Raw genomic sequence first — 23,472 nt, forward strand, 5'->3', positions numbered from 1 at the left:
GTACCTTCCATCCATGGGAGGTACCCCCGTTCTCGCTGAGCTGACCGACGGTGTCGTGCTGCGCCGGGCGCACGTCGACGACCTGCCGACCCTGGTGCGGCTGCTGGTCGCCGACCAGCTCGGCGCGCGGCGCGACAGCGCCGACGACCTCGCGCCGTACGAGCGGGCCTTCGCGGCCATCGACGCCGACCCGGCACAGCTCCTCGTCGTGGCTGCGACCGGCGACCGGGTCGTCGGCATGTTCCAGCTGACTGTCATCCCCGGCCTCGCGCGTCGCGGCGCGCGCCGGGCCCAGATCGAGGCGGTGCGGGTCGCGGAGGACCTGCGGAGCCGGGGCCTCGGTGCGGCGATGATGCGATGGGCGGTCGACGAGGCACGCCGCCGGGGCTGCGCGCTCGTGCAGCTGACGTCGGACCGCACGCGCCTCGACGCGCACCGCTTCTACGAGCGGCTCGGGTTCGTGCGCTCGCACGAGGGGTTCAAGCTGACGCTGTGAGGAGGGCCGGAACGTTACCGGCCCTCCTCACACGTGAACGAGCTCAGATGTGACCGGTACCGGCACCGGCGAGCACCGAGGCCCGCACAGTGTCGGCGCTCTCGGGGGTGTAGGAGTAGTAGGTCGACGGCTCCTGCACCGTGCCGCCGATCGTGCCCGGCGCGCTCTCACCGATGAACACGTTGCCGCGCGCCACGATCCGGCCGCGCGGGCCGGCGTAGTCGATCGCGTACGCCTCCTCGGTGTTCTCGAAGACGTTGTTCTCGATGACGCAGCCCGCGTTTGCCTGGCACGCCACGCCGATGTCGGTGTTGTAGACGAAGTAGTTGTTGAAGACGTGCACGGGCTCGCCGAAGCGCACGCGCGGGTTGCGCTGCGGGGTCCGGTCGAAGAAGTTGTGGTGGTAGGTCACCTTCAGGTTGCCGGTGTCCTGCGCGCCGTTGCTGTCGTCGTGACCCAGCAGCATGTTCTTGGTGTGGTCGTGGGTGTGGTTCCACGACACGGTGATGTAGCTCGACCCGCGCTTGATGTCGATGAGGCCGTCGTAGCCGTTGGACAGGTCGTTGTGGTCGATCCAGACGTGGTGCGAGAACATCTGCACGTTGATCGCGTCGTCGGGGGTGTTCCGGAAGTTGAGGTTCCGGATGATGACGTTGTGCACCGCGTTCGCGGGCACGCTCGTCACCTCGCTCACGGGCAGGCCCACGTTGAGCCCGCCGCCGGTGAGGCCGGACCCCGCGCCGACACCGACGATGGTCTTGTCGGAGGTGACGTCGTGCATCGGACCAGGCAGCGCGATCATCCCGTTGACCTGGATGATGAGCGCGCCCGGCCGGGCGATCGCGGCGAGGAACGACGACGCGTCGGAGACCGTGACGACCGGGCCGCCGCAGCCACCCGTGGTGCCGTTCTGGCCCCACGCGTTCACCGAGGCGAAGCCGACGATCCGCGGCGGAACCGTACAGTCGACCGGCGGCGGCTCCGAGGTCGGCGGCTGCGAGCTCGGCGGCGTCGCCACCACGGTCTCGGCGGTGACGTCGTCGAACGACGCGCTCGCCGACGTGGCGAGCACGCCGAGCCGGCCGCTGGTGAACGTGCTGTCGGCGCCCGATACCACGAGCGACCCGTTCACGAAGCCGCGCAGGGTGCTGCCCGCGGCCTCCAACCGCAGCGTCGCCCAGGCGTTGGCCGGAACCGACACCGCGCCGGTGGCGATCGTGGTGACGGTTCCGTTGACGCGCTTGAGCAGCCGGCCCTGGGAGCCGTTGACGCTGAAGCCGTAGTAGTTGGTGCTGCTGCTCGCCCGGGCGATGACGCCCACGGCGTTTCCGTTGTACGCCAACGGCTTCACGCGGGCCTGCGCCGCGTAGTCGGTCCACGAGCCCTGGCCGGCGAGCGCGCGGGCGTCGCTGCTGGTGCTCGACTGGCGGAACACGCGGGAGCCGTCGGTGACGACCGACCAGCTGCCGCCGGAGCGGGTCCAGCCGGTGGTGTTGCCGTCTTCGAAGTCGTCGGTGAACAGGGGTGCGGCGCTCGCGGTACCGGTGATGAGGATCGCGGCCGCGGCGGCGGTGACGGCCGCCAGGCCGGCAAGATGTCTTGGTCGCACGGGGGTGCCTCCGGTGCACGGTGGATTGCTGAAATGCCCCGGGAAAGGCCTTTCCTACGCTAGGAGGGCCGATCGAACGGTGTCAACGGCGGGTCGTGTGCAGGTTTGTTGCAGGAATCCCCATGTCGATTGACGTCGATCTGTGGCCGCTCGTAGAGTCCGGACAAGCCCCGGGAAGGCCCCCACCGCCGCACATTCCTGGAGTCTTCATGCGCCATCGCGCCTTCACCGCCGCGATCATCGCCGTGGTCGTATCGATATCCACGCTCGTCGCAGTGAAAGCGGCCGGAGCCGCAGTCGCCACCGCCGACGGGTTCGCCTCGGTCGACGCCCTGGGCCAGAACGGCACCACCGGGGGAGCGGCCGGACCGACCGTCACCGTCACCACCGCCGCCCAGCTCGCGGACTACGCCGGCCGGAACACGCCGTTCACGATCCTGGTGCAGGGTCGGATCACGTTCGACGACATGATCACGGTGGTGGCCAACAAGAGCATCATCGGCGTCGGCTCGACCGCCACGATCGACGGCGGTGGGCTGCAACTGGGGTCCACCACCCGGCCGGGCAACAACGTCATCATCCGCAACCTCACGTTCGTCAACGCGTCGGACGACTCGATCAGCGTCACCAACGCCGCACATCACGTGTGGATCGACCACAACGACCTGTCCAACGGCTACGACGGGCTGCTCGACATCAAGCGGAAGTCGACGTTCGTGACCGTGTCGTGGAACCACTTCCACCACCACAGCAAGTCGACGCTGGTGGGCCACAGCGACAGCTGGACCCAGGACGTCGGCTACCTGAAGGTGACCTACCACCACAACTACTTCGACGGCACCGACCAGCGGCACCCGCGCGTGCGGTTCGGTGACCCCGTGCACGTCTACAACAACTACTACCGGGACAACCCGCTGTACGGGATCGCGTCGACGGAGAACGCCGGCGTTCTGGTGGAGGCCAACTACTTCCGCAACGTCGCCCACCCGATCCACGTCGGTTATGACAGGAGCGGCCCGGGCCGCGTGGTCGAGCGCGGCAACATCTACGAGAACTCCGGCGCACCGCAGACCGCGGGCACGGTCGCCGATCCGCGCCAGTGGTACTCCTACACGCTGGACAACCCGGCCACGTTACCGACGACGGTTCCCGCCGGCGCCGGGGTGGGGAAGATCTAGGCGGTTGTGGCGATGGGCGGCCATCCGTACGGGCGCGTTCGCGTCGCCGAACCCGTCGTAGCCGCCCCGCCGCTGCACCACCTCGAAGAAGACGCGCCCGCCGTGGATGGGCGTGTACAGCTGGAACAGCTCGCCGCCGGAGGCGTCGCGGTCGTAGAGGATGCCGTGGCGCCGAAGGCGGTCGACGAGGTCGTCGGTGAGCGCGAAGCGTGCCGCGAGGTCGTCGTAGTAGTTGTCGGGCACCGGAAGCATCGGAGTGCCGATGGCCGCCGCGGTCGCGAAGATGTCGCGCGTGGCGAACGCGACGTGCTGCGGCTCGGCCACCGCCGGCGCCCACTCGCCACGCCGCAGCAGCGCGACCGTCAAAGCGAGGCGCACGCGGCGCGCCGCGTCGGCGTACGCGCGTGACCGCATGAGCCCGAACGGCGCGGCGTACTCCTCGGTCGTCACCCGGTCGAGCCCGAGCACGCCGCGGTAGAACAGGCCGGCCTCGTCGAAATGGTCGAACGGCTGCGTCAGTCCGACGTGGTCGACGGCGAGCAGCCCCGCACCGTCACCCGCACTGTCCCCTGTGGACAGAAAGTCGTCGCGCCACGCGTCGCCACGCGAGGTGAAGAAGACCGACGTGCCGTCGGGCGCGGCCACCGCCGTGAGGTCGGCCTCGCGCGGCCCGTGCTCGCGCGGCAGCGCCGGCGCCTTCAGCGCCGCGGCGCGCGCGGTCGAGCGTCGGGGATCGTCCGAGGTGACCGCGACAGCGCTCAACGTCGCATGTGGACGGACGACGGCGCTGTTCAGCACGACCCGGCAGCCACCCTCCTCCCACAGCTGTACGGGCTTGGACCGGTGCTGCCCGACCAGCGTGAAACCCAGCCCCGCCAGCGCTTTCGCCAGGTCGGACCCGGCCGGCCCGTCGACGCCGAACTCCGTGAACGCGTAGCCCGCCAGGTCCGGTGCGGCGGGCAGGCGCTCACCGCGTCCCATGAGATCCTCCAACGCCACCAGGGACCGCATCGCGTCGACGGCCGTGCGGTCGGGATCCGCCTGACGGAACACGTCGTTGAACACCTCGAGCGAGAGCGGACCGGTGTACCCGGCGTCGAGCACGCGCCCGACGAACCCGGGCAGGTCGAACGAGCCCTGCCCGGGGAAGAGCCGGTGGTGGCGGCTCCACTGCAGGACATCCATGCGCATGCGGGGTGCGTCGGCCAGCTGCAGGAAGAAGATCCGGCCGGGCGTGATGTCGGCGATGCCGTCGACGGGCGTGGAACGCGACAGGACGTGGAACGAGTCGAGGCACAGCCCGAGCGCGGGATGGTCGGCCTGCCGCACGATCCGCCACGAGTGGTCCCAGGTGGACACGTGCCGTCCCCAGGCGAGCGCCTCGTACGCGATCCGCATCCCGCGGTCGGCGGCACGCGTCGCCAGCAGGCGGAGATGCGACGCGGCAAGCCCGTCGTCGTCGACGGCGTCCGGGGAGACCGACGAGCACACCAGCATCAGGTCGACGCCGAGCCCGGCCATCACGTCGAACTTCCGGGACGCCCGCGCGAGGTTCGCGTCGAGGCGGGCGGGAACCGCCTCGAAGTCGCGGAACGGCTGGTACAGGTCGATGGTCAGGCCGAGGTCGGCGCACCGCGACCGGACCTCGGCCGGCGACCACGGCGACACCACGAGGTCGTTCTCGAACAGCTCGATGCCGTCGAAGCCGGCCGCGGCCGCCGCGGCGAGCTTGTCGTCGAGCGTGCCCGACAGGCACACCGTCGCGATCGACCGTCTCATGTGGACTGCCGGAGGTAGCCGACCACCATCTCGCCGAGCATCGTGCGGTAGCGCTCGCGGGTCGCCGGGTCGAGCAGGTCGCGGTCGAACAACGCGCCGAACGTGTGCCGGTTGGCCACCCGGAAGAAGCAGAACGCGCTGATCATCATGTGGACGTCGAGCGCGTCGACGTCGCCGCGGAACGTCCCGTCGCGTTGCCCGCGGCCCAACGCCTGCGACAGCAGGTCGACCGCCGAGCTGTTGAGGTCGACGAGCCGGGCCACGTGCGACATGTGCTGCGCCTGCTGGGCGTTCTCGACGCCGACGAGCTTGATGAAGGCCGGATGCGCCTCGTGGTGGTCGAAGGTGACCTCGGCGAGCCGCCGGATCGCGGCCACCGGGTCGAGGTGGTCGACGTCGACCGTGCGTTCGGCGGCCCGGATCTCGGCGTAGGCGCGCTCGAGGACGGCGAGGTACAGCTGCTCCTTGCCGCCGAAGTAGTAGTAGATCATCCGCTTGGTGGTGCGGGTGCGGGCCGCGATCTCGTCGACGCGGGCGCCGCTGTAGCCGTTGTCGGCGAACTCCTCGGTGGCCACCTCGAGGATGTCGGCGCGGGTGCGCTCCGCGTCCCGTTGCCGTTCCGGAGCCGAGACGGTCATCGACCCGTCCTTCCGCGTGCGCGCCATCGGACCAGTGTGCCGGGGGAGGGCCTTGACACGCCCGGGCACCCCGACGGATAACTAACGTACCAGTTCGTACATTAACCGGGAGGAGGCCGGATGCGGTGCGGCCTGATCGGCGCGGGCATCGAAACGTCGCTCTCGCCCGCACTGCACGAGCAGGAGGGCCGTAGCCACGGGCTGGACCTGACCTACACCCTCATCGACGCCGACACGGGCCTCGCCGCGCTCCTCGAGCGGGCGGAGGCGGACGGCTTCGTCGGCGTCAACATCACCCACCCGTTCAAGCAGCGTGCCGTCGCGCTCGTCGACGACCTGTCGCCGCAGGCGCGGGAGATCGGCGCCGTCAACACGGTCGTCTTCGACGACGGACGCCGCACCGGGCACAACACCGACGTCCACGGCTTCGCCGAGTCGTTCCGGCTGAACCTCCCCGGCGCCGCCCGCGACCGGGTCGTTCTGCTGGGTGCCGGCGGAGCCGGTGCCGCCTGCGCCTTCGCGCTGCTCGGGCTCGGCGTCGGGCACCTGACCGTGGTCGACCCCGACCCCGACCGGAGGGGCGCCCTCGGCGAGGCGCTCGCCGCCCGGTTCGACGCCGACCGCATCGCCCTGTCGGCACCCGACCGCCTCGACCCGGCCCTGCGGGCCGCCGACGGGCTCGTCAACGCCAGCCCGGTGGGCATGGCGTCCCATCCGGGCCTTCCCCTGCCGGTGGACCTGCTTCACCGGAGCCTGTGGGTCAACGACGTCATCTACATGCCGGTGGACACCGACCTCCTGGTCGCCGCGCGGGCCCGCGGACTGCGGGCCGTCGGCGGCGCGGCGATGTGCGTCTTCCAGGCCGCCGCCGCGTTCGAGCTGTTCACCGGACGCACCCCCGACACCCCCCGCATGCTGCGCCACGCCGAGGCGCTGCTCAGCACCCCTGGAGTTCGTGATGAGCCAACAGACCGTCGATCGTGCCGCCATATCGCGTGACCTGCCGGAGCCGATGCCGTTACGCCGCATGGTCGGCCCGGGCGTGGTCGCCGTCGGCATCGGCATGGCGGCCGGCGAGATCATCCTGTGGCCGTACCTGACCGCGATCGGCGGGCTCGGCCTGCTGTGGCTGGCGATCGCCACGCTGGCCGTGCAGTTCGTCATCAACATGGAGATCGAGCGCTACACGTTGGCCACCGGGCAGACCGTCGTCGCCGGGTTCTCCCGCTGGTGGAAGGGCTGGGGCATCCTCATCTGCCTCGCCGGCGCGTTCCAGTACGTCTGGCCGGGCTGGGCCACCAGCGGATCGGTCACCCTCACCTACCTCGTCGGCGGCGGCGATCCGGTCTGGATCACCGTCGGGGTCCTGGCCGCCCTCGGCCTCCTGCTGACACTTTCCAAGGTCGTCTACCGGACGGTGGAAGTGGCCGAAGCGATCAAGGTCGGGCTGACCCTGTTCTTCCTGGCCGTGGCCGTCATCTTCGTGATCTCGCTGTCGACCTGGGGTGAGGGCGCCTCCGCCGCCGTGACGGAGTTCGGCCGGATCCCGGCCGGCATCACGTTCACGTTGCTGCTCAGCGCGATCGGTGCCGCGGGCGCCGGGGGCGTGCACAACCTGGTGCTGAGCAACTGGATCCGCGACAAGCGTTACGGAATGGGCGCGCACGTGCCGCGGCTCATCTCGCCGATCACCGGCCGCGAGGAGGCGGCCGGCGCCGACCGCTACACGTTCCCGACCGACGAGGCGAACCTGGGCCGCTGGCGGGTGTGGTGGAAGCGGGCCAACGCCGAGCATCTGGCCACGTTCGTGCTGGTGTGCTTCGTGACGATCACGGTCATGTGCCTGCTCGCCTACGAGACCCTGTTCGGCCGCGACGACCTGAAGAACGACCCGTCGTTCCTGCGCATCGAGGCCGGCGTCCTGGCCGCGCAGGTGGGGGACTGGCTGAAGGTGCTGTTCCTGTCGATCGCCACGGTGTCGCTGTGGGCCGCCGCGATGGGCCTGCTCGACGTGATCGGCCGGGTCGCGTCCGACTTCCTGCGCCGCAACTACCTCGCCGGCTCCGCCCGCTGGACCGAGGCCCGCCTGTACCTGGCCGTGGTGTGGACCGAGATCGTGCTCGGGTCGCTGATCCTGCTGGCCGGGTTCACCCAGCCGCTGGGCCTGCTGATCGTCTCCACCTGTGCCGCCTCGGTGGTGACGCTGCTGTACTCGGTCCTGCTGGTGCGCCTGAACACCGCCGACCTGCCGGCCGCCATCCGGCTCGGGGGGTGGCGGCTCGGCGGCATGATCGTCGCGATCGGCTTCTACGGTTTCTTCGCGGTGGCCATGGTGGTGACCCAGCTCCAGCGGCTCTGACAGACGACGCTCGATCCAGTGTGGTCCGCCCCCGCGGGACCGCACTGGATAGAGCGTCGTTGTTCGAGGAACGAACGTGGAGCCCCTCGTCCGGGCGACCCGGCATCGGTGATCAACTTCTCTGGAACGAACGTGAAGTCACGCTGCACTTTTCTTCCAGAGAAGTTGATCATCCCGGAGTATCAGGTCGTTGAATCCGACCGAACCGGACGCCGATGTTCCGGCGAACCGGCTGCGGCGAGCACCGGGGGTAACGCTGCGCGACAGCCGCGTGCGCACCCGCGAGCCGTGGCGCGCGCCGTCGCCGTGGCGTCCGCCGCCGTCGTGGCGCGCGCCGATCTTGCACTTGTGGCCGCCACTATTAGCGGAAATGTCGCGTTTTGGGGGAGGCCACAAGTGCAAGATCGGCGGGGAAGGGGCTAGTGGAAGCGGCGGAGGCGGAGGCTGTTGGTGACCACGAAGACCGACGACAGGGCCATGGCCGCACCGGCGATCATCGGGTTCAGCAGGCCCGCCGCGGCCAACGGGAGGGCGGCCACGTTGTAGGCGAAGGCCCAGAACAGGTTGCCCTTGATCACCCGGAGGGTCCGGCGGGACAGCCGGATGGCGTCGGCGGCCGCGGTCAGGTCGCCGCGCACGAGGGTCAGGTCGCTGGCCTCGATCGCCACGTCGGTGCCGGTGCCCATGGCCAGGCCGAGGTCGGCCTGCGCCAGCGCGGCGGCGTCGTTCACGCCGTCGCCGACCATGGCGACCACGTGGCCCTCGTCCTGCAGGCGCTTGACCGCGTCGACCTTGTCGGCCGGCAGCACCTCGGCGATCACGTCGTCGATGCCCACCTCGGCGGCCACCGCCTCGGCGACCGTGCGGTTGTCGCCGGTGAGTAGCACCGGCTTCAGGCCCAGCCGGCGCAGCTCGGCGACCGCCGCCCGGCTGTCGGGCTTCACCGCGTCGGCGACCGCGAACATCGCCCGCGCCTCGCCGTCCCAGCCGGCCAGCACCGCCGTGCGGCCCGCGGCCGACGCCTCGTCGAACGCCGCCCGCAACGACGGCGACACGGATAGAGCGCGGTCTGTGAGAAGCCCCGGACGGCCGACCACGAGGTCGCGACCCTCCACCGTGCCGGTGACGCCCAGCCCTTCCACGTTGCGGAAGTCGCTCACGGGAGGGAACTCCGAGCCGGCCGCGATGGCCCGGGCCACCGGGTGCTCCGAGGCCGACTCCACCGCGCCCACCAGGCGGCGGGCCAGCGGCTCGTCGTCGGCGAGTACGGAGACAAGCGTCATGCGGCCGGTGGTCACCGTGCCGGTCTTGTCGAGGACGACCGTGTCGACGCGGCGGGTCGACTCCAGCACCTCGGGACCCTTGATCAGCAGGCCGAGCTGGGCGCCGCGGCCGGTGCCCACCAGCAGGGCGGTGGGCGTCGCCAGGCCCAGCGCGCACGGGCAGGCGATGATCAGCACCGCCACGGCGGCGGTGAACGCGGCGGTCATGCCGTCGCCGTCGCCTCCCTCGGCGACAGACCAGCTGCTGCCAGCGCCTACCCAGTAGCCGAGGGTCGCCACGGCCAGCGCGATCACGATCGGCACGAACACGCCCGCGACCCGGTCGGCCAGCCGCTGCACCTCGGCCTTGCCCGCCTGCGCCTGCTCGACCAGCCGGGCCATCTGGGCCAGCTGCGTGTCGGCGCCGACCCGCGTCGCCCGGACCACCAGCCGGCCGCCGGCGTTCACCGTCGCGCCGACGACCGAGGAGCCGACCGACACCTCGACCGGCACCGACTCGCCCGTGACCAGGCTGGTGTCGACCGCCGAGGAGCCCTCGTCGACCACCCCGTCGGTGGCGACCTTCTCGCCGGGTCGCACCACGAACCGGTCACCGACCCGGAGCTGGTCGATCGGAAGGCGGTGCTCACGCCCGTCCCGCAGCACCGAGACCTCGCGGGCGCCGAGCTCCAGCAGTGCGCGCAACGCCGACCCCGCGCGGCGCTTGGCCCGCGCCTCGAAGTACCGGCCGGCCAGGATGAACATCGTGACGCCCGCGGCGACCTCGAGGTAGATCGCGTCGGTGCCGGCGCCGCGTTCGACCGCCAGCCGGAACGGGTGGGTCATGCCGGGCATGCCGGCGTCGCCGAGGAACAGCGCCCACAGCGACCAGCCGAACGCGGCGAGCGTGCCCAGCGACACCAGCGTGTCCATCGTGGCCGCGCCGTGCCGCAGGTTCACCGCGGCCGCGCGGTGGAAAGGCCAGCCGCCGTACACGATCACGGGCGCGGCGAGCGTCAGCGACGCCCACTGCCAGTAGTCGAACTGCCAGGCCGGCACCATGGCCAGCACGATCACCGGCACGGTCAGCGCGATGGTGATCCAGAGCCGGACCTCCAGCGCGTCGCGGGGTTGCGCTTCTTTCCGGGACCGCGTGAGCGCGGCCGTATAACCGGTCTTCTCCACCGTGGCGATGAGGTCGTCGGTGCTGACCCCGGTGCCGTCGACCGTGACGGTCGCCTTCTCGGTGGCGTAGTTGACGCTGGCCGTGACCCCGTCGAGCTTGTTGAGCTTCTTCTCGATGCGGGAGGCGCAGGAGGCACAGGTCATGCCACCGATCTCGAGCTCGATGCTGGTGGCCGCGCGCGGGAGCGCCATGACGTCCTCCTTACCCGTGGGTGTGCGGTGTGTCGTCGTGCCCCGGCGCCGTTGGCGCCTTCGGAAGCTCGACCTTTCCGGCGAGCGCGGTGAACTCCGCGGTGCGGACCTTTCCAGCGTGCTGGAAGTCGAGGTAGAGGCGATAGGCCCCGGCGCTGGGGACCTCGGTGTGGAACGTGATGTCGGGGCCGGCCTGTGGCGACTCCTCCGGGTGCACGTGCAGGTAGGCGAGGTCGCCGTCGCGTAGGGCCACCAGGTGGCCGAACGCGCCCAGGTAGGGCTGCAGGTCGGTGACCGGCCGGCCGTCCTTCGTCACGGTGAGCGTCAGCTTGCTCGACGATCCGGGTGCCAGGTCGCCCGTCAGCTCGACCGTGTAGCCGTCGACCGTGGCGGTACGCGCCGCCGGCGGCAGCGGCCGCGCCCGGTACTCACCGGCGACCGGGACGTCGACGCCGAGGGTGAGGCCCTCGTCGCGGCCGGCCGGCTGGAAGTCGGCGAACACCCGGTACTGGCCGGGGTCGGCGAGCGTCAGCGGCATCGACCAGACGCCGTCGGGCGAGCGGGTCGGGTGCACGTGCTGGAAGCCGGAGAGGTCGCGCCGCACCACGATGAGGTGCAGGTCCTTCTCGTGGGTCGGGGTGAAGGCGGTGACGGTCGCGCCGTCGGGGCCCTCGATCCGGAAGCGGAACTCGGCGGCGGAGGCGGCGGGCAGGCCGGCCGTCTCCGGCACCAGGCGGTAGCCGGCTTCGCTGACCTGGAGCCCACCGGGAACCTTCGCCCCGGCACCTTCGTCGTGGCCGCCCGTGTCGGCGTGTCCACCGCTGTCCGCGTGGCTGGCCGGTGGCGGCTCCTCGCTGGGGCCGGCCAGGCGGCCGGCGCCGACGGCGCCGGTGAACGCCACCACGAGGCCGACGCCGTAGAGGCCGAGCTTCGTCGCGGTTCTCACGTCACCACCTCGTAGTCACCGGCCTCGTCGACGGCCTCGCGCACCGCCTGCGGGTCGAGCGGCTGGTCGCTGGTGACCGTCGCGGTGCCGGCGCCCAGGTCGACCCGCACGTCGCGGACCCCGGCGAGCTGGCCCAGCTCCTCGCTCACCGCGCTGACGCAGTGGCCGCAGGTCATGCCCTTGATCGTGTAGGTCGTCGTGGTCATCGGTGCTCCTTGGACTTGGAGATTACCCCCGTGGGGTACCTGCGAACACCACCGTAGCATACCCCCAGGGGGTACTCCAGTGATATGGCGTTCAATACCCCCCGGGGGTTGTACCATGGGCGCATGACCGCACCTACCCGTGGCTACACGTCGACCAAGGACCAGCTGCAGGCGCGGCTGCGTCGCATCGAGGGCCAGGTGCGCGGCATCGAACGCATGGTCGACGAGGACCGGTACTGCATCGACGTCCTCACCCAGATCTCGGCGATCCAGGCCGCGCTCGACAAGGTGGCCCTCGGCCTGCTCGACGGCCACGCCCGGCATTGCATGCACGAGGGTGCCGCCGAGGGCCGGGCCGACGAGATGGCCACCGAGATGATGGCCGCGGTCGGCCGGCTCATGAAACGGGGTTGAGCTCCCGGGTGCGCCGGCGCATCAGGAGCCAGATGATCCAGCCGGCGCCGACGATGAAGCCGAGGCTGATGAGGCGGTACAGCACCACCGCGGCGATCGCCGTGTGCCCCGGCAGCCCACCGGCCACCAGGCCCAGGATCAGCGCGCTGTCGATCACGCCGAGGCCGCCCGGCACCACCGGGACGCTGGCCGCGGCCATGCCCGCGCAGTAGGCCACCAGCAGCTGCGTGGTGGTGATCTCCTCCGCGCCGACGGCCAGGCAGCACATCCACAGGCACACCGCGTCGAGCAGCCAGTTCGCCACGGCGTAGGTCACCGCGACGGTGGCGTGTGCCGGCCCGAGCCGCACCGCGCGCAGCTGGTCGAGGAAGCCGGTGATCCGCTCGACGCCGTGCTCCCGGGGCCGCCGGCGCACCTTGTTGACGCCCGCCAGCCCGCCCCGCGTGATCCGGTGCAGGGTCTCGGGGTTGCGGGCGATGCGGGTCACCCCGACCGTGATGAGCACGACGGCCGTGAGCAGACCGGCGAGCGTCGGCCAGGCGGGCGTGCCGCCGGCGGCGATGCCGGCGGCGGCGCTGATCAGCGCGAGCGCGGTGGCCGAGAGGATGCCGCTGAGCGCGATGCACCACGACGCGACGCCCGACGACGCCCCGAACCGCCGCATCTGCCGGTAGTTGAACGTGGTGGAGAACGCCGGACCGCCCGGCAACGTGACGCTCAGCGAGTGCGCCGCGTACGCGAGCTGGATGTGCCGGATGAGCGGCACGTGGATGCCGGCGCTGCGGAGCAGCCGCCGCTGCATGCGCGCGTAGGCCCGCATCGACGCGATGGCGGCGAGCACCGCCACCAGCACGGGACCGGGATGCGGCGAGCGCAGCTGCGACAGGGCCTCGACGAGGTCGTTCCACGCCCAGACCGCCTCGGCCACGATGATCGTGACGACCACCGCGATGACGGCGAGCCGCCACCGAGGCGTCGTGCTCCGCACTTCGACCATGTTCCCCCCGGATTCATGATCATACGTCCGCGGTGTCAGCCCGGTGTCAGCGTCGCCCGCAGGCCGAGGTGGTCGGAGACGTAGGCGGCGCCGGTGGGGAACGGGTGCTTCCCGGTGAGGATGAGCGCCGGGTCGGTCGCGGTGACCGACGGGGTGGTGAGGATGAAGTCGATCCGGTGACCGGGGACGCCGGGGCCGATGAACTCCTCGGCCCGGAACGTGGGGGTCGGGTCGCAGGCGTTCGCGTCGACCAGCCCGGTGGCGGCGAGGAAGTCGTCCAGGTAGGTGCTGCCGGCGGCGATGTTGAAGTCGCCGCACGCGACGACCGGGCCGTCCAGCCGGCCCACGACGCGGGCCAGGTGGTTCAGCTGCTGGCGGTGCATCGGGCCGTGGCGGTTGCCGGCCGACCAGTCGCCCTCCCAGTTCGGCATCGGATGGGTGTTGACGATCCACAGCTCGTCGAGCCGCGTGACCAGCGAGCCCTTGAACAGCGACTTGGCCTGGACGACCCGCGACATGCCCGCTGCCGGCGCGGGGAACCGGTGGTACCGCGCCCGCCCCAACGGCCGGCGCGACATCGTGACGAGGCCGCCCGCCGGTCCCATCACACCGCGCCCGCACCGCACGTGGCGGAACGACGGCATCGCGGGCCGCAGCTGCCGCAGGTGCCAGCGGGTCAGGACCTCCTGGAAGCAGACCACGTCGATGTCGGAGGTCTCGAAGAACTCCGCGATGGCCCGGTACCGGGCCGGCAGGTCCTTCGCCCGCAGCGGCAGGCCGAGCGTGTTCAGCGAGGCGAGCGTTAGCTGATCCATCGGCGGCGATCGTACAGTCGGCGGCGTGGCTGAGCGCTCGATCACCTTCGGTAACGTCTTCAACTTCCGCGATCTCGGCGGCTACCGCGGCGACGGCGGCCGCACCGTCCGGTGGGGCCGCCTCTTCCGCGCCGACGACCTGTGCCGCCTCGACGACGCGGACCTCTCCCGCCTCGGCGACCTCGGCATAAGAACGGTGGTCGACCTGCGTCGGCCCCGGGAGGTCGAGCGGATGGGACGCGTGGCGGAGGGCACCTACGCGTGGGTGAACGCCCACGTCGTGCACACCGAGTGGCAGTGGACCGAGTTCCCCGACCCGCAGTCGCGCGTCGACTGGCTGGCCGAGCGGTACGCCGACATGGTCGAGCGGGGCGGCCCGGCCATCGGCGAGGCGCTGCGCCTGGTGGCCGACCCCGACGCGGCGCCCCTGGTGTTCCACTGCATCTCCGGCAAGGACCGCACCGGCCTGGTGGCCGCGTTCACGCTGCACCTGCTCGGGGTGAGCGACGACGACGTCGCCGACGACTACGCCCTGAGCGAGCCGGCCGAGGAGGCGAACCTCAACTGGTACGCCGCCCGCGACCCGGAGCACACGCTGCGCCGCCTGGACGGCGTGGCGGTCGTGCCGCGCGAGGCGATGCTGGCGGTGTTCGACAACCTGCGGGCCAGGCACGGTTCGGTGCGTGACTACCTGCGCTCGGTCGGCGTCACCGACGGGCACGTCGAGTCGATGCGGGAGCACCTTCTGGCGTAACTTTCGGGCGTGGGAGCGCTTCCATGGGGTGCAGACATCGACCTAGACTGATGCCTTCACTGCCACCCCCTGGAGGTTCGTCGTGAGACGACGACTGGGTGCCGCGTGCGCCCTCGCCTTACTCCTCTCCGTGTTCGTCATCGCCGATCCGGCCAAGGCCGCCACCGGGATCCGGATCAGCAACGGTCGCCTCGTCGAGGCCAACGGCACCGAGCTGGTGCTGCGCGGGATCAACCACGCGCACGTCTGGTACCAGCAGCAGACCAGCTCGTTCGCCAACATCAAGGCCACCGGCGCCAACTCGGTGCGGGTCGTGCTCGGCAGCGGCCAGCGGGGCTGGGGCACCAGCCCGGCCAGCGACGTCGCCAACGTCGTGGCGCTGTGCAAGCAGAACAAGCTCATCTGCGTGCTCGAGGTGCACGACACCACCGGCTACGGCGAGCAGAGCGGCGCCGCGACGCTGGCGCAGGCCGTCGACTACTGGGTCAGCGTGCAGAGCGCGCTGACCGGCCAGGAGAACTACGTCATCCTGAACATCGGCAACGAGCCGTTCGGCAACCAGGGCTACGCGGCCTGGACCACCGACACCGCCAACGCCATCCGCCGCCTGCGCACGGCCGGCTTCCAGCACACGATCATGGTCGACGCGCCGAACTGGGGCCAGGACTGGACGTTCACCATGCGCGACAACGCGCCCACGGTGAAGGCCGCCGACACCACCGGCAACACGATCTTCAGCATCCACATGTACGGCGTGTTCGACACGGCCGCCGAGGTGCAGGCGTACCTGTCCTCGTTCACCAGCCGCGGCCTGCCGATCGTGGTCGGCGAGTTCGGCGACAACCACTCCGACGGCAACCCCGACGAAGACGCGATCATGGCCTACGCCCAGGCCAACCGCATCGGGTACATGGGCTGGTCGTGGAGCGGCAACGGCGGCGGCGTCGAATACCTCGACATGGTGCAGAACTTCAACCCGGCCAGCCGCTCGGCCTGGGGCAACCGGTTCATCTCCGGCGCCAACGGCATCGCGGCGACCTCCCGCCAGGCCACCATCTACGGCGGCACCGAGCCGGACTACGACGGGCCGACCACGCCCGGCACCCCGACGGCGAGCAACCTCACCTCGACCGGCGTGAACCTCGCCTGGGCCGCGTCGACCGACAACGTCGGCGTCACCGGGTACACCGTCGTGCGGGTACAGGGCAGCACCGAGACCACCGTCGCCAGCACGACGACCAACTCTGCCGTCCTCACCGGGCTCACGCCCTCGACCGCGTACACGTTCGCCGTCCGCGCGCGCGACGCGGCGGGCTACGTGTCGGCCCGGTCGGGCACCGTCAGCGTCACCACGCCGGCCGGTGGCGGCAACGGCGACAACGGCTGCACCGCCACCTACCGCATCGCCAACAGCTGGAACAGCAACTTCAACGGCGAGGTGATCGTCACCAACGGCGCCACGGCCAGCACCGGCTGGACGGTCACCTGGACCTACGCCAACGGACAGGCCATCACCCAGATCTGGAACGGCCAGCGGACCACCAGCGGCGCCAACGTCACCGTCCGCAACGTCAACTACAACGGGAACCTCGCCCCGAACGGCACCGCCATGTTCGGGTTCCTGGCCACCTGGAACAACACGACCAACTCGGTACCGACGCTCACCTGCACGCGAACCTGACCTCCCGGTCACGACGCCGGCCGCCCAGCCACCGGGCGGCCGGCGCCGTGCGTCTCAGGCGCGGAGCTCCGCGGTCCAGGCCTTGCCGATCTGCTGCCAGCGCCCGATGGACGCCGACCCGAACCGGCGGGCGAGCAGGCCTTCCGCGAGGATCTGGACCCGCCGCATCTCGCTGGCGGTCGTCGCCTGCCCCACGAGACCCACGAATACCTGGCGGCCGGACGAGGTCACCTCGAGCCGCCACAGGACACCGAGCGTTCGCAGGGTCGCCCGCAGTTTCTCGGTGTCCCGTGGCGGCTCTTCCGGTTCGGCGGGTGGGTTCCGCAAGCTGGCCACCCCCGTGCTTTCCATAGCCAGATCGTCGGGTCCCGCCGGGTTTCACTATCTGTGGCCGACTGGTCGACGCACATCGATCCCGACCGAATCCGAACGGGATAACCTGAACGTCCCCGACCCCCCGGAGTGACGCATGCCCAGTGAGCCGCCCGACCCCGGGCAGGCACGCACCATCGACGGCCTGGTGGAACGGTTACGTCAGCTGAAGGTGTTCGCGGGAGACCCCTCGTTCGAGACCGTCAAGGACCGGGTCAACGGGGCCTGGACCGCCGCCGGCCGGCCGGCCGGCGAGCTCGCCGGCAAGACCACGGTGGTCGACTGCTTCCGGCTGGGCCGGCGCCGGCTCAACATCGATCTCGTCACGGCGGTGGTCGAGGCGCTGCACCCCGATCCGGGCTATGTGGCGCAGTGGCGGCAGGCGCTGCGGGTGGTGGCCGGTTCGGGACAGGCCGCGTCGCAGGTTCGCGTGCAGGAGAACCTGCCCTCGCACGAGGACGGGTTCACGGGGCGCGACAGCGAACAGGAGACGCTGCGGGCGGCGCTGAGCGGGGCGGCGGACCCGGTCGCCGTCATCGCCGGCATGGCGGGCGTCGGGAAGACACGGCTCGCCGTCCAGCTCGGTCGGCTGCTCGGACCGTTCGACCGGGTGCTGTTCGTCGACCTGCGCGGCTTCCACCCCGACCAGCCACCGGCCGAGCCGGCCGCGGTGCTCGACGGGTTCCTCCGTCTCCTCGGGCTGCCCGGCCAGCGGATGCCGCACGACCTGGCGGCCCGCTCCGCCGCGTACCGCGAGCGGCTCACCGGCCAGCGCACGCTCGTGGTGCTCGACAACGCCGCCGACGAGAAGCAGGTGCTGCCGCTGCTGCCGGGCAGCGCCGACGCGGTCACGCTGGTCACCAGCCGGCGGACGCTCACCGGGCTGCGCACCGCGGCCCACGTGATCCTCGGCGTGTTCAGCCCGGACGAGGCGCACCGGGTGCTGCGCGGGGCCGCGCCCGACGGGCCGGTCGGCGCCGACCCGAACGCGGCCACCCGGATCGCCGAACGCTGTGGCCACCTGCCGCTGGCGCTGGGGCTCATCGCCGGTCACATCCGGGCCAAGCCCGGGTGGACGCTCACCGACCACGCCGACCGGCTCGACGAGCGGCACCAGTTGCGGCGCATCGACACCGGCGTCGAGCTGGCGTTCGACCTGTCCTACCGGCACCTGCCCCCGAACGCGCAGCGGTTGCTGCGCCTGCTCGCCCTGCACCCCGGCCAGCAGCCCGACCTGCACGCCGCGGCCGCCCTGGCCGGCACCGACCTCGCCGGCGCGGCGAACCTGGTGGGCGTGCTGCGCCACAACCACCTGCTGCTCACCAGCGCGCCGGGCCGGTACGCGCTGCACGACCTCGTACGCTCCTACGCCGCCGGCCGGGCCAGCGACGAGGACCCGCCACCCGACCGCCGGGCGGCCCTGACCCGCTTGTTCGACTACTACCTCGCCGCCGCGGCGGCGGCGCTCGACGTCATGCTGCCCGGCGACAAGGACGCGCGCCCGAGGATCGCGCCGCCGTCGACCCCGGTGCCGCGGTTCGACGCGGCCGACGCCGGCAGGCGCTGGCTCGACGCCGAACGTCCGACCCTGGTGGCCATGGCCGTGCACGCCGCCGACCACGGCTGGCCCGACTACGCCTCCCTGTTCTCGCGGCAGCTGTTCCGGTACCTGCTCGGCTCGTCGAACTCCGACGCGCTGGTCGTGCACGGCCACGCCCGCGACGCGGCCCGCCGGTCCGGCGACCGGCTGGCCGAGGCGGCCGCGCTCCGCCACTACGCCGTCAGCCTCTCCCAGCACGGCCTGTTCGAACAGGCCAGCGAGAACCTGGAGGCGGCGCTCGCGCTGTTCGAGGCCGCGGGCGACATCGACGGGCAGGCCCGCGTGCTGGGCAACCTCGGGCTGATGGAGGAGCGGCTGGGCCGACCGTCGGCGATCGAGCGGCACAAGCAGGCGCTGACGCTGTTCCAGGACCTCGGTGACCGGGGCAACGAGGCCCGGTCGCTGCTCACGATCGGGCTCACCGAGGAGCGCATGGGCATGTGGCCGGCCGCGCTCGAGCGCTACACGCGGGCCCTGGAGGTGTTCCGGGCCGAGGGCGACGGGCACGGCATCGCGGCGGCGCTACGTGATCTCGGGGGCATCGAGGTGAAGCTCGGCCGGTTCGACGAGGCCGAGGAGCATCTCGCCGGTGCGCTCTCGGGGTTCCGCGACCTCGGCATGAAGGACGCCGTGGCCTGGACGCTGGACTGGATCGGCGGTCTCGACGCGGCCCGTGGCCGGCACGACGAGGCGGTCAAGACGTTCGAGCAGTCACTGCAGATGCACCGGGAGCTGAGCGACCGGCACGGGCAGGCCTGGGCGCTGAACGCGATGGGCGAGGTGATGCTCGCGGCCGGGCAGCCCGCCGACGCGGTGCGCCTCCACACCGAGGCGCACGACCTGGCCGTCGAGATGAAGGCGAGCGACGAGCTGGCCCGGGCCGACGCCGGCCTCGGCCGCGCGCATCACGCGTTGGGCGACACGGCCGAGGCCCGGAAGAGACTGGAGCGGGCGCTCGACATCTTCACCGAGCTGAGCATGCCCGACGCCGACGGGGTGCGGGCAACCCTCCGCGAACTCGGTTGAGCTCCGCTATACCGTTGTGTCATCCCAACGGTATTCACGGAGGTAGACGATCATGGCCGAGGCCGACTGGGTCTCCCGTTTCGCCGACGAGGTCATCGCCGAAGCGGAGCGGCGTGCCCCGGGCAAGCCGATCGTCTGCGCGTCGGGGCTGAGCCCGTCGGGCCCGATCCACCTGGGCAACCTGCGCGAGGTGATGACCCCGCACCTGGTCGCCGACGAGATCCGCCGCCGCGGCGTGGCCTGTGAGCACCTGATCTCCTGGGACGACTACGACCGCCTCAGGCGGGTGCCGGTCGGCATCGACCAGTCGTGGACCGAGCACATCGGCAAGCCGCTCAGCTCGGTGCCCGCCCCGCCCGGCAGCGAGTACCTGAACTGGGCCGAGCACTTCAAGGCGCCGCTCATCACGGCGCTGGCCGAGCTCGGCATCGAGTACCGCCCGATCAGCCAGACCGAGATGTACACGTCCGGCGCCTACCGCGACCAGATCCTGCTGGCGATGCGCGAGCGGGCCACGATCGACGGGATCCTTGGCCAGTACCGCACGAAGAAGAAGGCCGCCCTCAAGACCGACGACGAGGACGAGGCGGCCGCCGCCGAGGGCTCCGGAGCCGCCGACGAGGAGGACGGCTCGGTCGCGGCCGGCTACTTCCCGTACAAGCCGTACTGCCCGGAGTGCAACACCGACGCCACCACCGTCACCGGTTACCACGACGAGTCCACGGTGCTGTCGTTCACCTGCGCGTGCGGGCACGCGCACACGGTCCCGTTGAGCGAATACAACCACGGCAAGCTGGTGTGGAAGGTCGACTGGCCGATGCGGTGGGCCTACGAGGGCGTGGTGTTCGAGCCCTCGGGCGTCGACCACACCTCGCCGGGGTCGTCGTTCGTGGTCGGGTCGCAGATCATCCGCGCGGTGTTCGGCGCCGAGCCGCCGATCGGGCCGATGTACGCGTTCGTCGGGGTCAGCGGCATGGCGAAGATGAGCAGCTCCAAGGGCGGCGTGCCGATCCCGGCCGACGCGCTGCGCATCATGGAGGCGCCGCTGCTGCGCTGGCTGTACGCGCGGCGCCGGCCCAACCAGTCCTTCAAGGTGGCCTTCGACCAGGAGATCCAGCGTCTCTACGACGAGTGGGACTCGCTGGAGCGCAAGATCCCGGCGGGCACCGCGGCGCCGGCCGACGTCACGTCGCACGCCCGCGCCGTCGAGACGGCCGCGGGCCGTCTGCCGCTCACGTCCCGGGTGGTGCCGTACCGCACGCTCGCGTCGGTGGTCGATGTCACGACGGGAGACGCCGAGCAGACGCTGCGGATCCTGCGCGACCTCGACCCGGCCGACCCGGTGACGAGCCTCGACGAGGTGCGCCCCCGCCTGGACCGCGCACAGCACTGGGTCGTGACCCAGGTGCCGGCCGACCAGCGGACGCAGGTGCGGGCCGAGCCCGATGTGGCGCTGCTCACATCGCTGGGACCGGAGGAGCGCGAGTCGCTGCGACTGCTGCTCGACGGTCTCGACACGCACTGGTCGCTCGACGGGCTCACCACGCTGGTCTACGGGGTGCCGAAGACGCGGCTCGGCCTGCCCCTCGACACGAAGCCGACGCCCGAGCTGAAGGTGGCGCAGCGCACGTTCTTCGCGCTGCTGTACAAGCTGCTGGTGAGCCGCGACACGGGCCCACGGCTGCCGACGCTGCTGCTGGCGGTGGGTGCCGACCGGGTCCGCAAGTTGCTGAGTGCGTAGAAATTCACCCGATAAGGCGATCCGGTGACGATCGGCGATCGGACGCTGTCCCCACGTACGGGCGCGGATACCGGACACTGGGGTCATGGCGATAGCGACCACGACGCAATTCGGTCAAACCGCCGAGTACCTGTCGCAGGCGCGGCGACTGCTGCGCCAGCGCGAGTACCGGCGGGCCATTGAACTGATCGACCGGCACCTGCTCGACACGACGAACACCCCGGTGCCCATGGAGGACCTGCGCACCTACGCCTATGAGCTGCTCGGCAAGCGCGGGGCGTCGGCGACCCGGCGGGCGCCGGTCAACCTGCGCCGGGGCGTCCCGGTGAGCCTGCGGCGGCCGGTGGCGGTCGACCTGCACCGGCTCACCCGGTCACAGCTGGAGCGGATCCTGACGTGGCTGCTCTCCGGCGAGATCCGGGCCGCCGACGAGGCGCTGCGCGCCGACGAGTACGCCGACGCGGTCGCCGCCTGCGAGGCCGCCGAGCGGATCGACAACCGGTCGACGCACGTGGCGATGGTGCACGCCCGGGCGCGGTACGAGCTGGCGGTGCTGGCGCTCAACGGCCAGGCGGCCGACCTCGACGACGTGGCGAAGCAGCTGCAGAAGGCCGGCTGGCTGGTGATGCGGGCGGCACACGACCCCACGGTCCGCGACGCGCACAAGAAGCTGTCGGTCGCGATCGACGACGTCACCGCGATCGTCGAGCGCCGGCGTGCCCGCACCGCCCGGGCCGACGCGGTGTCGGGCGTGGTGCAGCGGTTCAACCGCCTGGTGCAGCACTACGACGACAAGGACCAGTTGATCAGCCACGTGCAGCTGGGCAACGCCCGCGCGTCGCTGGCCCAGATCCGCGCCGACGTCGACCGGCTGCTGCGGGTGAACGCCCCCGACTCGCCCGCGGGCATGATCCTGGTCGACCTCCGCGGCCAGTGCGCCCGGTACAAGGAGCACCTGGAGCGGGTCGGCCGCCGGATCAGGGCCGACTAGAGGCCCAGCTTCTAGAGACCCAGCATCCGGTTGATCGTCAGCTCGATCACGACGCGCTCCGGGTTCGGCTGCGGCTGGCGGTAGCGGCGGGCGTACCGCTCGACGGCGTCGGCCACGGACTCCTCGTCGTCCAGCACCACCGCCGTGCCCTCGACGGTGCTCCACCGCCGGCCGTCGACCTGGCAGATCGCGGCCCGACCGCTGGCGCGCACATTGCGCACCTTCACGGAGCCGCGGCGCGTGATCACCCGCGCGATGCCGGCCGGCGCGTCGAGCGTGGCGCCGACGGCCACCACGTGTGGCGAGCCGTCGGCGCGCAGCGTCGTCAACGTGCAGAGGTGCCGTTCGGTCCAGAAGGCGCGCAGCGCCGCGTACCCATCACCGGAGAGATCCACGCGATCAGGCTAGGTCCACGAAGACCTCGTCGCCCTTGTTCTGCTCGGTGAACCGCATCCGGACGGGCGACAGGCTGGTCTCCATGTCGTAGCAGCCGGTGGTCGTCCACGACTCGCCGGCCTTGAACTGGTGGAACGCCTCCAGGCTGGTGGCCTTCTCGCACGAGATCGACGACGTGATGTAGTCGCGGTCGTCGACGTACAGCTGGGCGTAGGCCAGCGACCAGTCCATCGCCGAGCTGCCCTTGTTGACGACGGTCATCTGCACGAGGCAGAGCTGGCCGCGCCGCGACGTGTAGCCCTCGAGCGTCTTGGAGCCGCAGTTCGGCTTCGCCGTGATGGTGAACTCGAGGTTCGTGATCCTCACCGGGGTGCCGACCTTGCCGCCGGCCGCCGGCGTCGTCTGCGGCGGGAGGGCCGGCGGCGCGTCACCGGCGCCGGTGGTGTTCCGGGCTCCGTCGCCGCCGGGGGTGCGGTCGGCCGTGGCGCCGCTGGAGCCGCCTCCGCTCGAACCGCCGGACAGGAAGTAGGCGCCGAGCCCGAGCGGACCCGCACAGACGATCGCGAGGATCAGCAGCACGGCGCCGCCCACCCCGAGCCCGATCCACAACCCGGTGTTCGACCCCCGCCGCGGTGGTGGCGGCGCACCGGGATGGCCGGGCGGCCCGTATCCCGGCGGCGGCGGACCGTATCCGGGCGGCGGCGGACCGTATCCCGGTGGCGGCGGACCGTACCCCGGCGGCGGGGGGTGGCCCGTCACCTGCTGACCGGGAAGTGGTGGAAGGTCGGGATACGGATCGTGTTGTTGCCAGTTCGACATGTGGTCCCCCGTATGG

The 23,472-nt window shown here is 71.4% G+C and carries 21 protein-coding genes; 10 read left to right on the plus strand and 11 right to left on the minus strand.

Going from position 1 to position 23,472, the window contains the following annotated elements; translation table 11 throughout:
• Window positions 1-13 precede the first annotated feature (13 nt).
• Window positions 14-496 carry a GNAT family N-acetyltransferase gene (locus Voc01_RS34540; protein WP_203931839.1) on the plus strand — a complete coding sequence of 161 codons (483 nt, stop codon included), beginning with the start codon at window positions 14-16 and terminating at the stop codon, window positions 494-496.
• A 43-nt stretch (window positions 497-539) separates the two neighbouring features.
• On the opposite strand, the gene Voc01_RS34545 is transcribed toward Voc01_RS34540, so the two are convergent.
• Window positions 540-2,105: a pectate lyase family protein gene (locus tag Voc01_RS34545; RefSeq protein ID WP_203931840.1), complete on the minus strand. Its 1,566-nt coding sequence runs from the start codon at window positions 2,103-2,105 to the stop codon at window positions 540-542.
• A 209-nt stretch (window positions 2,106-2,314) separates the two neighbouring features.
• Between Voc01_RS34545 and Voc01_RS34550 the strand changes: the two genes are divergently transcribed.
• Entirely contained in the window at window positions 2,315-3,283 is a 969-nt protein-coding gene (locus Voc01_RS34550; protein ID WP_203931841.1) for a pectate lyase family protein, read from the plus strand.
• On the opposite strand, the gene Voc01_RS34555 is transcribed toward Voc01_RS34550, so the two are convergent.
• Together Voc01_RS34555 and Voc01_RS34560 are read right to left on the minus strand one after the other, a co-directional pair.
• Window positions 3,239-5,062, minus strand: a complete 1,824-nt coding sequence (locus Voc01_RS34555; protein WP_203931842.1) for a bifunctional sugar phosphate isomerase/epimerase/4-hydroxyphenylpyruvate dioxygenase family protein — start codon at window positions 5,060-5,062, stop codon at window positions 3,239-3,241. The two genes, Voc01_RS34550 and Voc01_RS34555, sit on opposite strands and share 45 nt — an antisense overlap.
• Window positions 5,059-5,727, minus strand: coding sequence for a TetR/AcrR family transcriptional regulator (locus Voc01_RS34560; RefSeq protein WP_239160680.1), 669 nt, complete (start codon window positions 5,725-5,727; stop codon window positions 5,059-5,061). Before Voc01_RS34560 ends, Voc01_RS34555 begins: the two co-directional genes overlap by 4 nt.
• A gap of 93 nt (window positions 5,728-5,820) precedes the next feature.
• Between Voc01_RS34560 and Voc01_RS34565 the strand changes: the two genes are divergently transcribed.
• Complete coding sequence (locus Voc01_RS34565; RefSeq protein WP_203931843.1) at window positions 5,821-6,699, plus strand: shikimate dehydrogenase; 879 nt, start codon at window positions 5,821-5,823, stop codon at window positions 6,697-6,699.
• The gene (locus tag Voc01_RS34570; RefSeq protein ID WP_203931844.1) at window positions 6,659-8,059 is read left to right on the plus strand and encodes an Nramp family divalent metal transporter; all 1,401 of its coding nucleotides are present in this window, start codon (window positions 6,659-6,661) and stop codon (window positions 8,057-8,059) included. Before Voc01_RS34565 ends, Voc01_RS34570 begins: the two co-directional genes overlap by 41 nt.
• Window positions 8,060-8,478: 419 nt before the next feature.
• Here Voc01_RS34570 and Voc01_RS34575 read toward each other — a convergent pair whose 3' ends face one another.
• Genes Voc01_RS34575 through Voc01_RS34585 form a run of 3 tightly spaced genes read right to left on the minus strand, consistent with a single transcriptional unit; the run spans window position 8,479 to window position 11,850 of the window.
• Window positions 8,479-10,698, minus strand: coding sequence for a heavy metal translocating P-type ATPase (locus Voc01_RS34575; protein ID WP_203931845.1), 2,220 nt, complete (start codon window positions 10,696-10,698; stop codon window positions 8,479-8,481).
• Window positions 10,699-10,708: 10 nt separating this feature from the next.
• On the minus strand, window positions 10,709-11,644 hold the full coding sequence (locus Voc01_RS34580; RefSeq protein WP_203931846.1) for a DUF8832 domain-containing protein: 936 nt from the start codon (window positions 11,642-11,644) through the stop codon (window positions 10,709-10,711).
• Window positions 11,641-11,850: a heavy-metal-associated domain-containing protein gene (locus Voc01_RS34585; RefSeq protein WP_203931847.1), complete on the minus strand. Its 210-nt coding sequence runs from the start codon at window positions 11,848-11,850 to the stop codon at window positions 11,641-11,643. The genes Voc01_RS34580 and Voc01_RS34585 overlap by 4 nt, the downstream gene beginning before the upstream one ends.
• A 123-nt stretch (window positions 11,851-11,973) precedes the next feature.
• On the opposite strand from Voc01_RS34585, the gene Voc01_RS34590 reads away from it, so the two are divergent.
• Window positions 11,974-12,264, plus strand: coding sequence for a metal-sensitive transcriptional regulator (locus Voc01_RS34590; RefSeq protein ID WP_203931848.1), 291 nt, complete (start codon window positions 11,974-11,976; stop codon window positions 12,262-12,264).
• On the opposite strand, the gene Voc01_RS34595 is transcribed toward Voc01_RS34590, so the two are convergent.
• Window positions 12,248-13,252 (minus strand): lysylphosphatidylglycerol synthase transmembrane domain-containing protein, encoded by a 1,005-nt coding sequence (locus Voc01_RS34595; protein ID WP_239160681.1) that lies wholly within the window; start codon window positions 13,250-13,252, stop codon window positions 12,248-12,250. The genes Voc01_RS34590 and Voc01_RS34595 overlap by 17 nt on opposite strands.
• 44 nt (window positions 13,253-13,296) lie before the next feature.
• Window positions 13,297-14,076 (minus strand): endonuclease/exonuclease/phosphatase family protein, encoded by a 780-nt coding sequence (locus tag Voc01_RS34600; protein WP_203931850.1) that lies wholly within the window; start codon window positions 14,074-14,076, stop codon window positions 13,297-13,299.
• A gap of 25 nt (window positions 14,077-14,101) precedes the next feature.
• Between Voc01_RS34600 and Voc01_RS34605 the strand changes: the two genes are divergently transcribed.
• Window positions 14,102-14,830: a tyrosine-protein phosphatase gene (locus Voc01_RS34605; protein ID WP_203931851.1), complete on the plus strand. Its 729-nt coding sequence runs from the start codon at window positions 14,102-14,104 to the stop codon at window positions 14,828-14,830.
• Window positions 14,831-14,912: 82 nt separating this feature from the next.
• Complete coding sequence (locus Voc01_RS34610; RefSeq protein WP_203931852.1) at window positions 14,913-16,511, plus strand: cellulase family glycosylhydrolase; 1,599 nt, start codon at window positions 14,913-14,915, stop codon at window positions 16,509-16,511.
• A gap of 54 nt (window positions 16,512-16,565) precedes the next feature.
• Here Voc01_RS34610 and Voc01_RS34615 read toward each other — a convergent pair whose 3' ends face one another.
• Window positions 16,566-16,838 carry a hypothetical protein gene (locus Voc01_RS34615; protein ID WP_203931853.1) on the minus strand — a complete coding sequence of 91 codons (273 nt, stop codon included), beginning with the start codon at window positions 16,836-16,838 and terminating at the stop codon, window positions 16,566-16,568.
• A 142-nt stretch (window positions 16,839-16,980) separates the two neighbouring features.
• Between Voc01_RS34615 and Voc01_RS34620 the strand changes: the two genes are divergently transcribed.
• The 3 genes from Voc01_RS34620 to Voc01_RS34630 all read left to right on the plus strand — a co-directional run bounded on the left by Voc01_RS34620 (window position 16,981) and on the right by Voc01_RS34630 (window position 22,241).
• A complete protein-coding gene (locus Voc01_RS34620; protein ID WP_203931854.1) occupies window positions 16,981-19,509 on the plus strand; it encodes a tetratricopeptide repeat protein in 2,529 nt (842 codons plus the stop codon).
• 52 nt (window positions 19,510-19,561) lie between these two features.
• Window positions 19,562-21,250: a lysine--tRNA ligase gene (lysS, locus tag Voc01_RS34625; protein ID WP_203931855.1), complete on the plus strand. Its 1,689-nt coding sequence runs from the start codon at window positions 19,562-19,564 to the stop codon at window positions 21,248-21,250.
• A gap of 85 nt (window positions 21,251-21,335) precedes the next feature.
• Window positions 21,336-22,241: a hypothetical protein gene (locus Voc01_RS34630; protein ID WP_203931856.1), complete on the plus strand. Its 906-nt coding sequence runs from the start codon at window positions 21,336-21,338 to the stop codon at window positions 22,239-22,241.
• An 11-nt stretch (window positions 22,242-22,252) separates the two neighbouring features.
• On the opposite strand, the gene Voc01_RS34635 is transcribed toward Voc01_RS34630, so the two are convergent.
• Window positions 22,253-22,636: a PPOX class F420-dependent oxidoreductase gene (locus tag Voc01_RS34635; RefSeq protein ID WP_203931857.1), complete on the minus strand. Its 384-nt coding sequence runs from the start codon at window positions 22,634-22,636 to the stop codon at window positions 22,253-22,255.
• A gap of 4 nt (window positions 22,637-22,640) precedes the next feature.
• Entirely contained in the window at window positions 22,641-23,396 is a 756-nt protein-coding gene (locus Voc01_RS34640) for a DUF4352 domain-containing protein (RefSeq protein ID WP_203931858.1), read from the minus strand.
• Window positions 23,397-23,472 lie beyond the last annotated feature (76 nt).

Origin of the sequence: Virgisporangium ochraceum (genome assembly GCF_016863655.1) — a bacterium.
Lineage (GTDB): Bacteria > Actinomycetota > Actinomycetes > Mycobacteriales > Micromonosporaceae > Virgisporangium > Virgisporangium ochraceum.

Coding starts and splice junctions, on each gene's coding strand:
- Voc01_RS34590 (WP_203931848.1), top strand. CDS start 11,974: ATGACCGCACCTACCCGTGGCTACACGTCGACCAAGGACCAGCTGCAG.
- Voc01_RS34560 (WP_239160680.1), bottom strand. CDS start 5,727: ATGGCGCGCACGCGGAAGGACGGGTCGATGACCGTCTCGGCTCCGGAA.
- Voc01_RS34600 (WP_203931850.1), bottom strand. CDS start 14,076: ATGGATCAGCTAACGCTCGCCTCGCTGAACACGCTCGGCCTGCCGCTG.
- Voc01_RS34575 (WP_203931845.1), bottom strand. CDS start 10,698: ATGGCGCTCCCGCGCGCGGCCACCAGCATCGAGCTCGAGATCGGTGGC.
- Voc01_RS34585 (WP_203931847.1), bottom strand. CDS start 11,850: ATGACCACGACGACCTACACGATCAAGGGCATGACCTGCGGCCACTGC.
- Voc01_RS34550 (WP_203931841.1), top strand. CDS start 2,315: ATGCGCCATCGCGCCTTCACCGCCGCGATCATCGCCGTGGTCGTATCG.
- Voc01_RS34540 (WP_203931839.1), top strand. CDS start 14: ATGGGAGGTACCCCCGTTCTCGCTGAGCTGACCGACGGTGTCGTGCTG.
- Voc01_RS34555 (WP_203931842.1), bottom strand. CDS start 5,062: ATGAGACGGTCGATCGCGACGGTGTGCCTGTCGGGCACGCTCGACGAC.
- Voc01_RS34620 (WP_203931854.1), top strand. CDS start 16,981: ATGCCCAGTGAGCCGCCCGACCCCGGGCAGGCACGCACCATCGACGGC.
- lysS (WP_203931855.1), top strand. CDS start 19,562: ATGGCCGAGGCCGACTGGGTCTCCCGTTTCGCCGACGAGGTCATCGCC.
- Voc01_RS34630 (WP_203931856.1), top strand. CDS start 21,336: ATGGCGATAGCGACCACGACGCAATTCGGTCAAACCGCCGAGTACCTG.
- Voc01_RS34565 (WP_203931843.1), top strand. CDS start 5,821: ATGCGGTGCGGCCTGATCGGCGCGGGCATCGAAACGTCGCTCTCGCCC.
- Voc01_RS34570 (WP_203931844.1), top strand. CDS start 6,659: ATGAGCCAACAGACCGTCGATCGTGCCGCCATATCGCGTGACCTGCCG.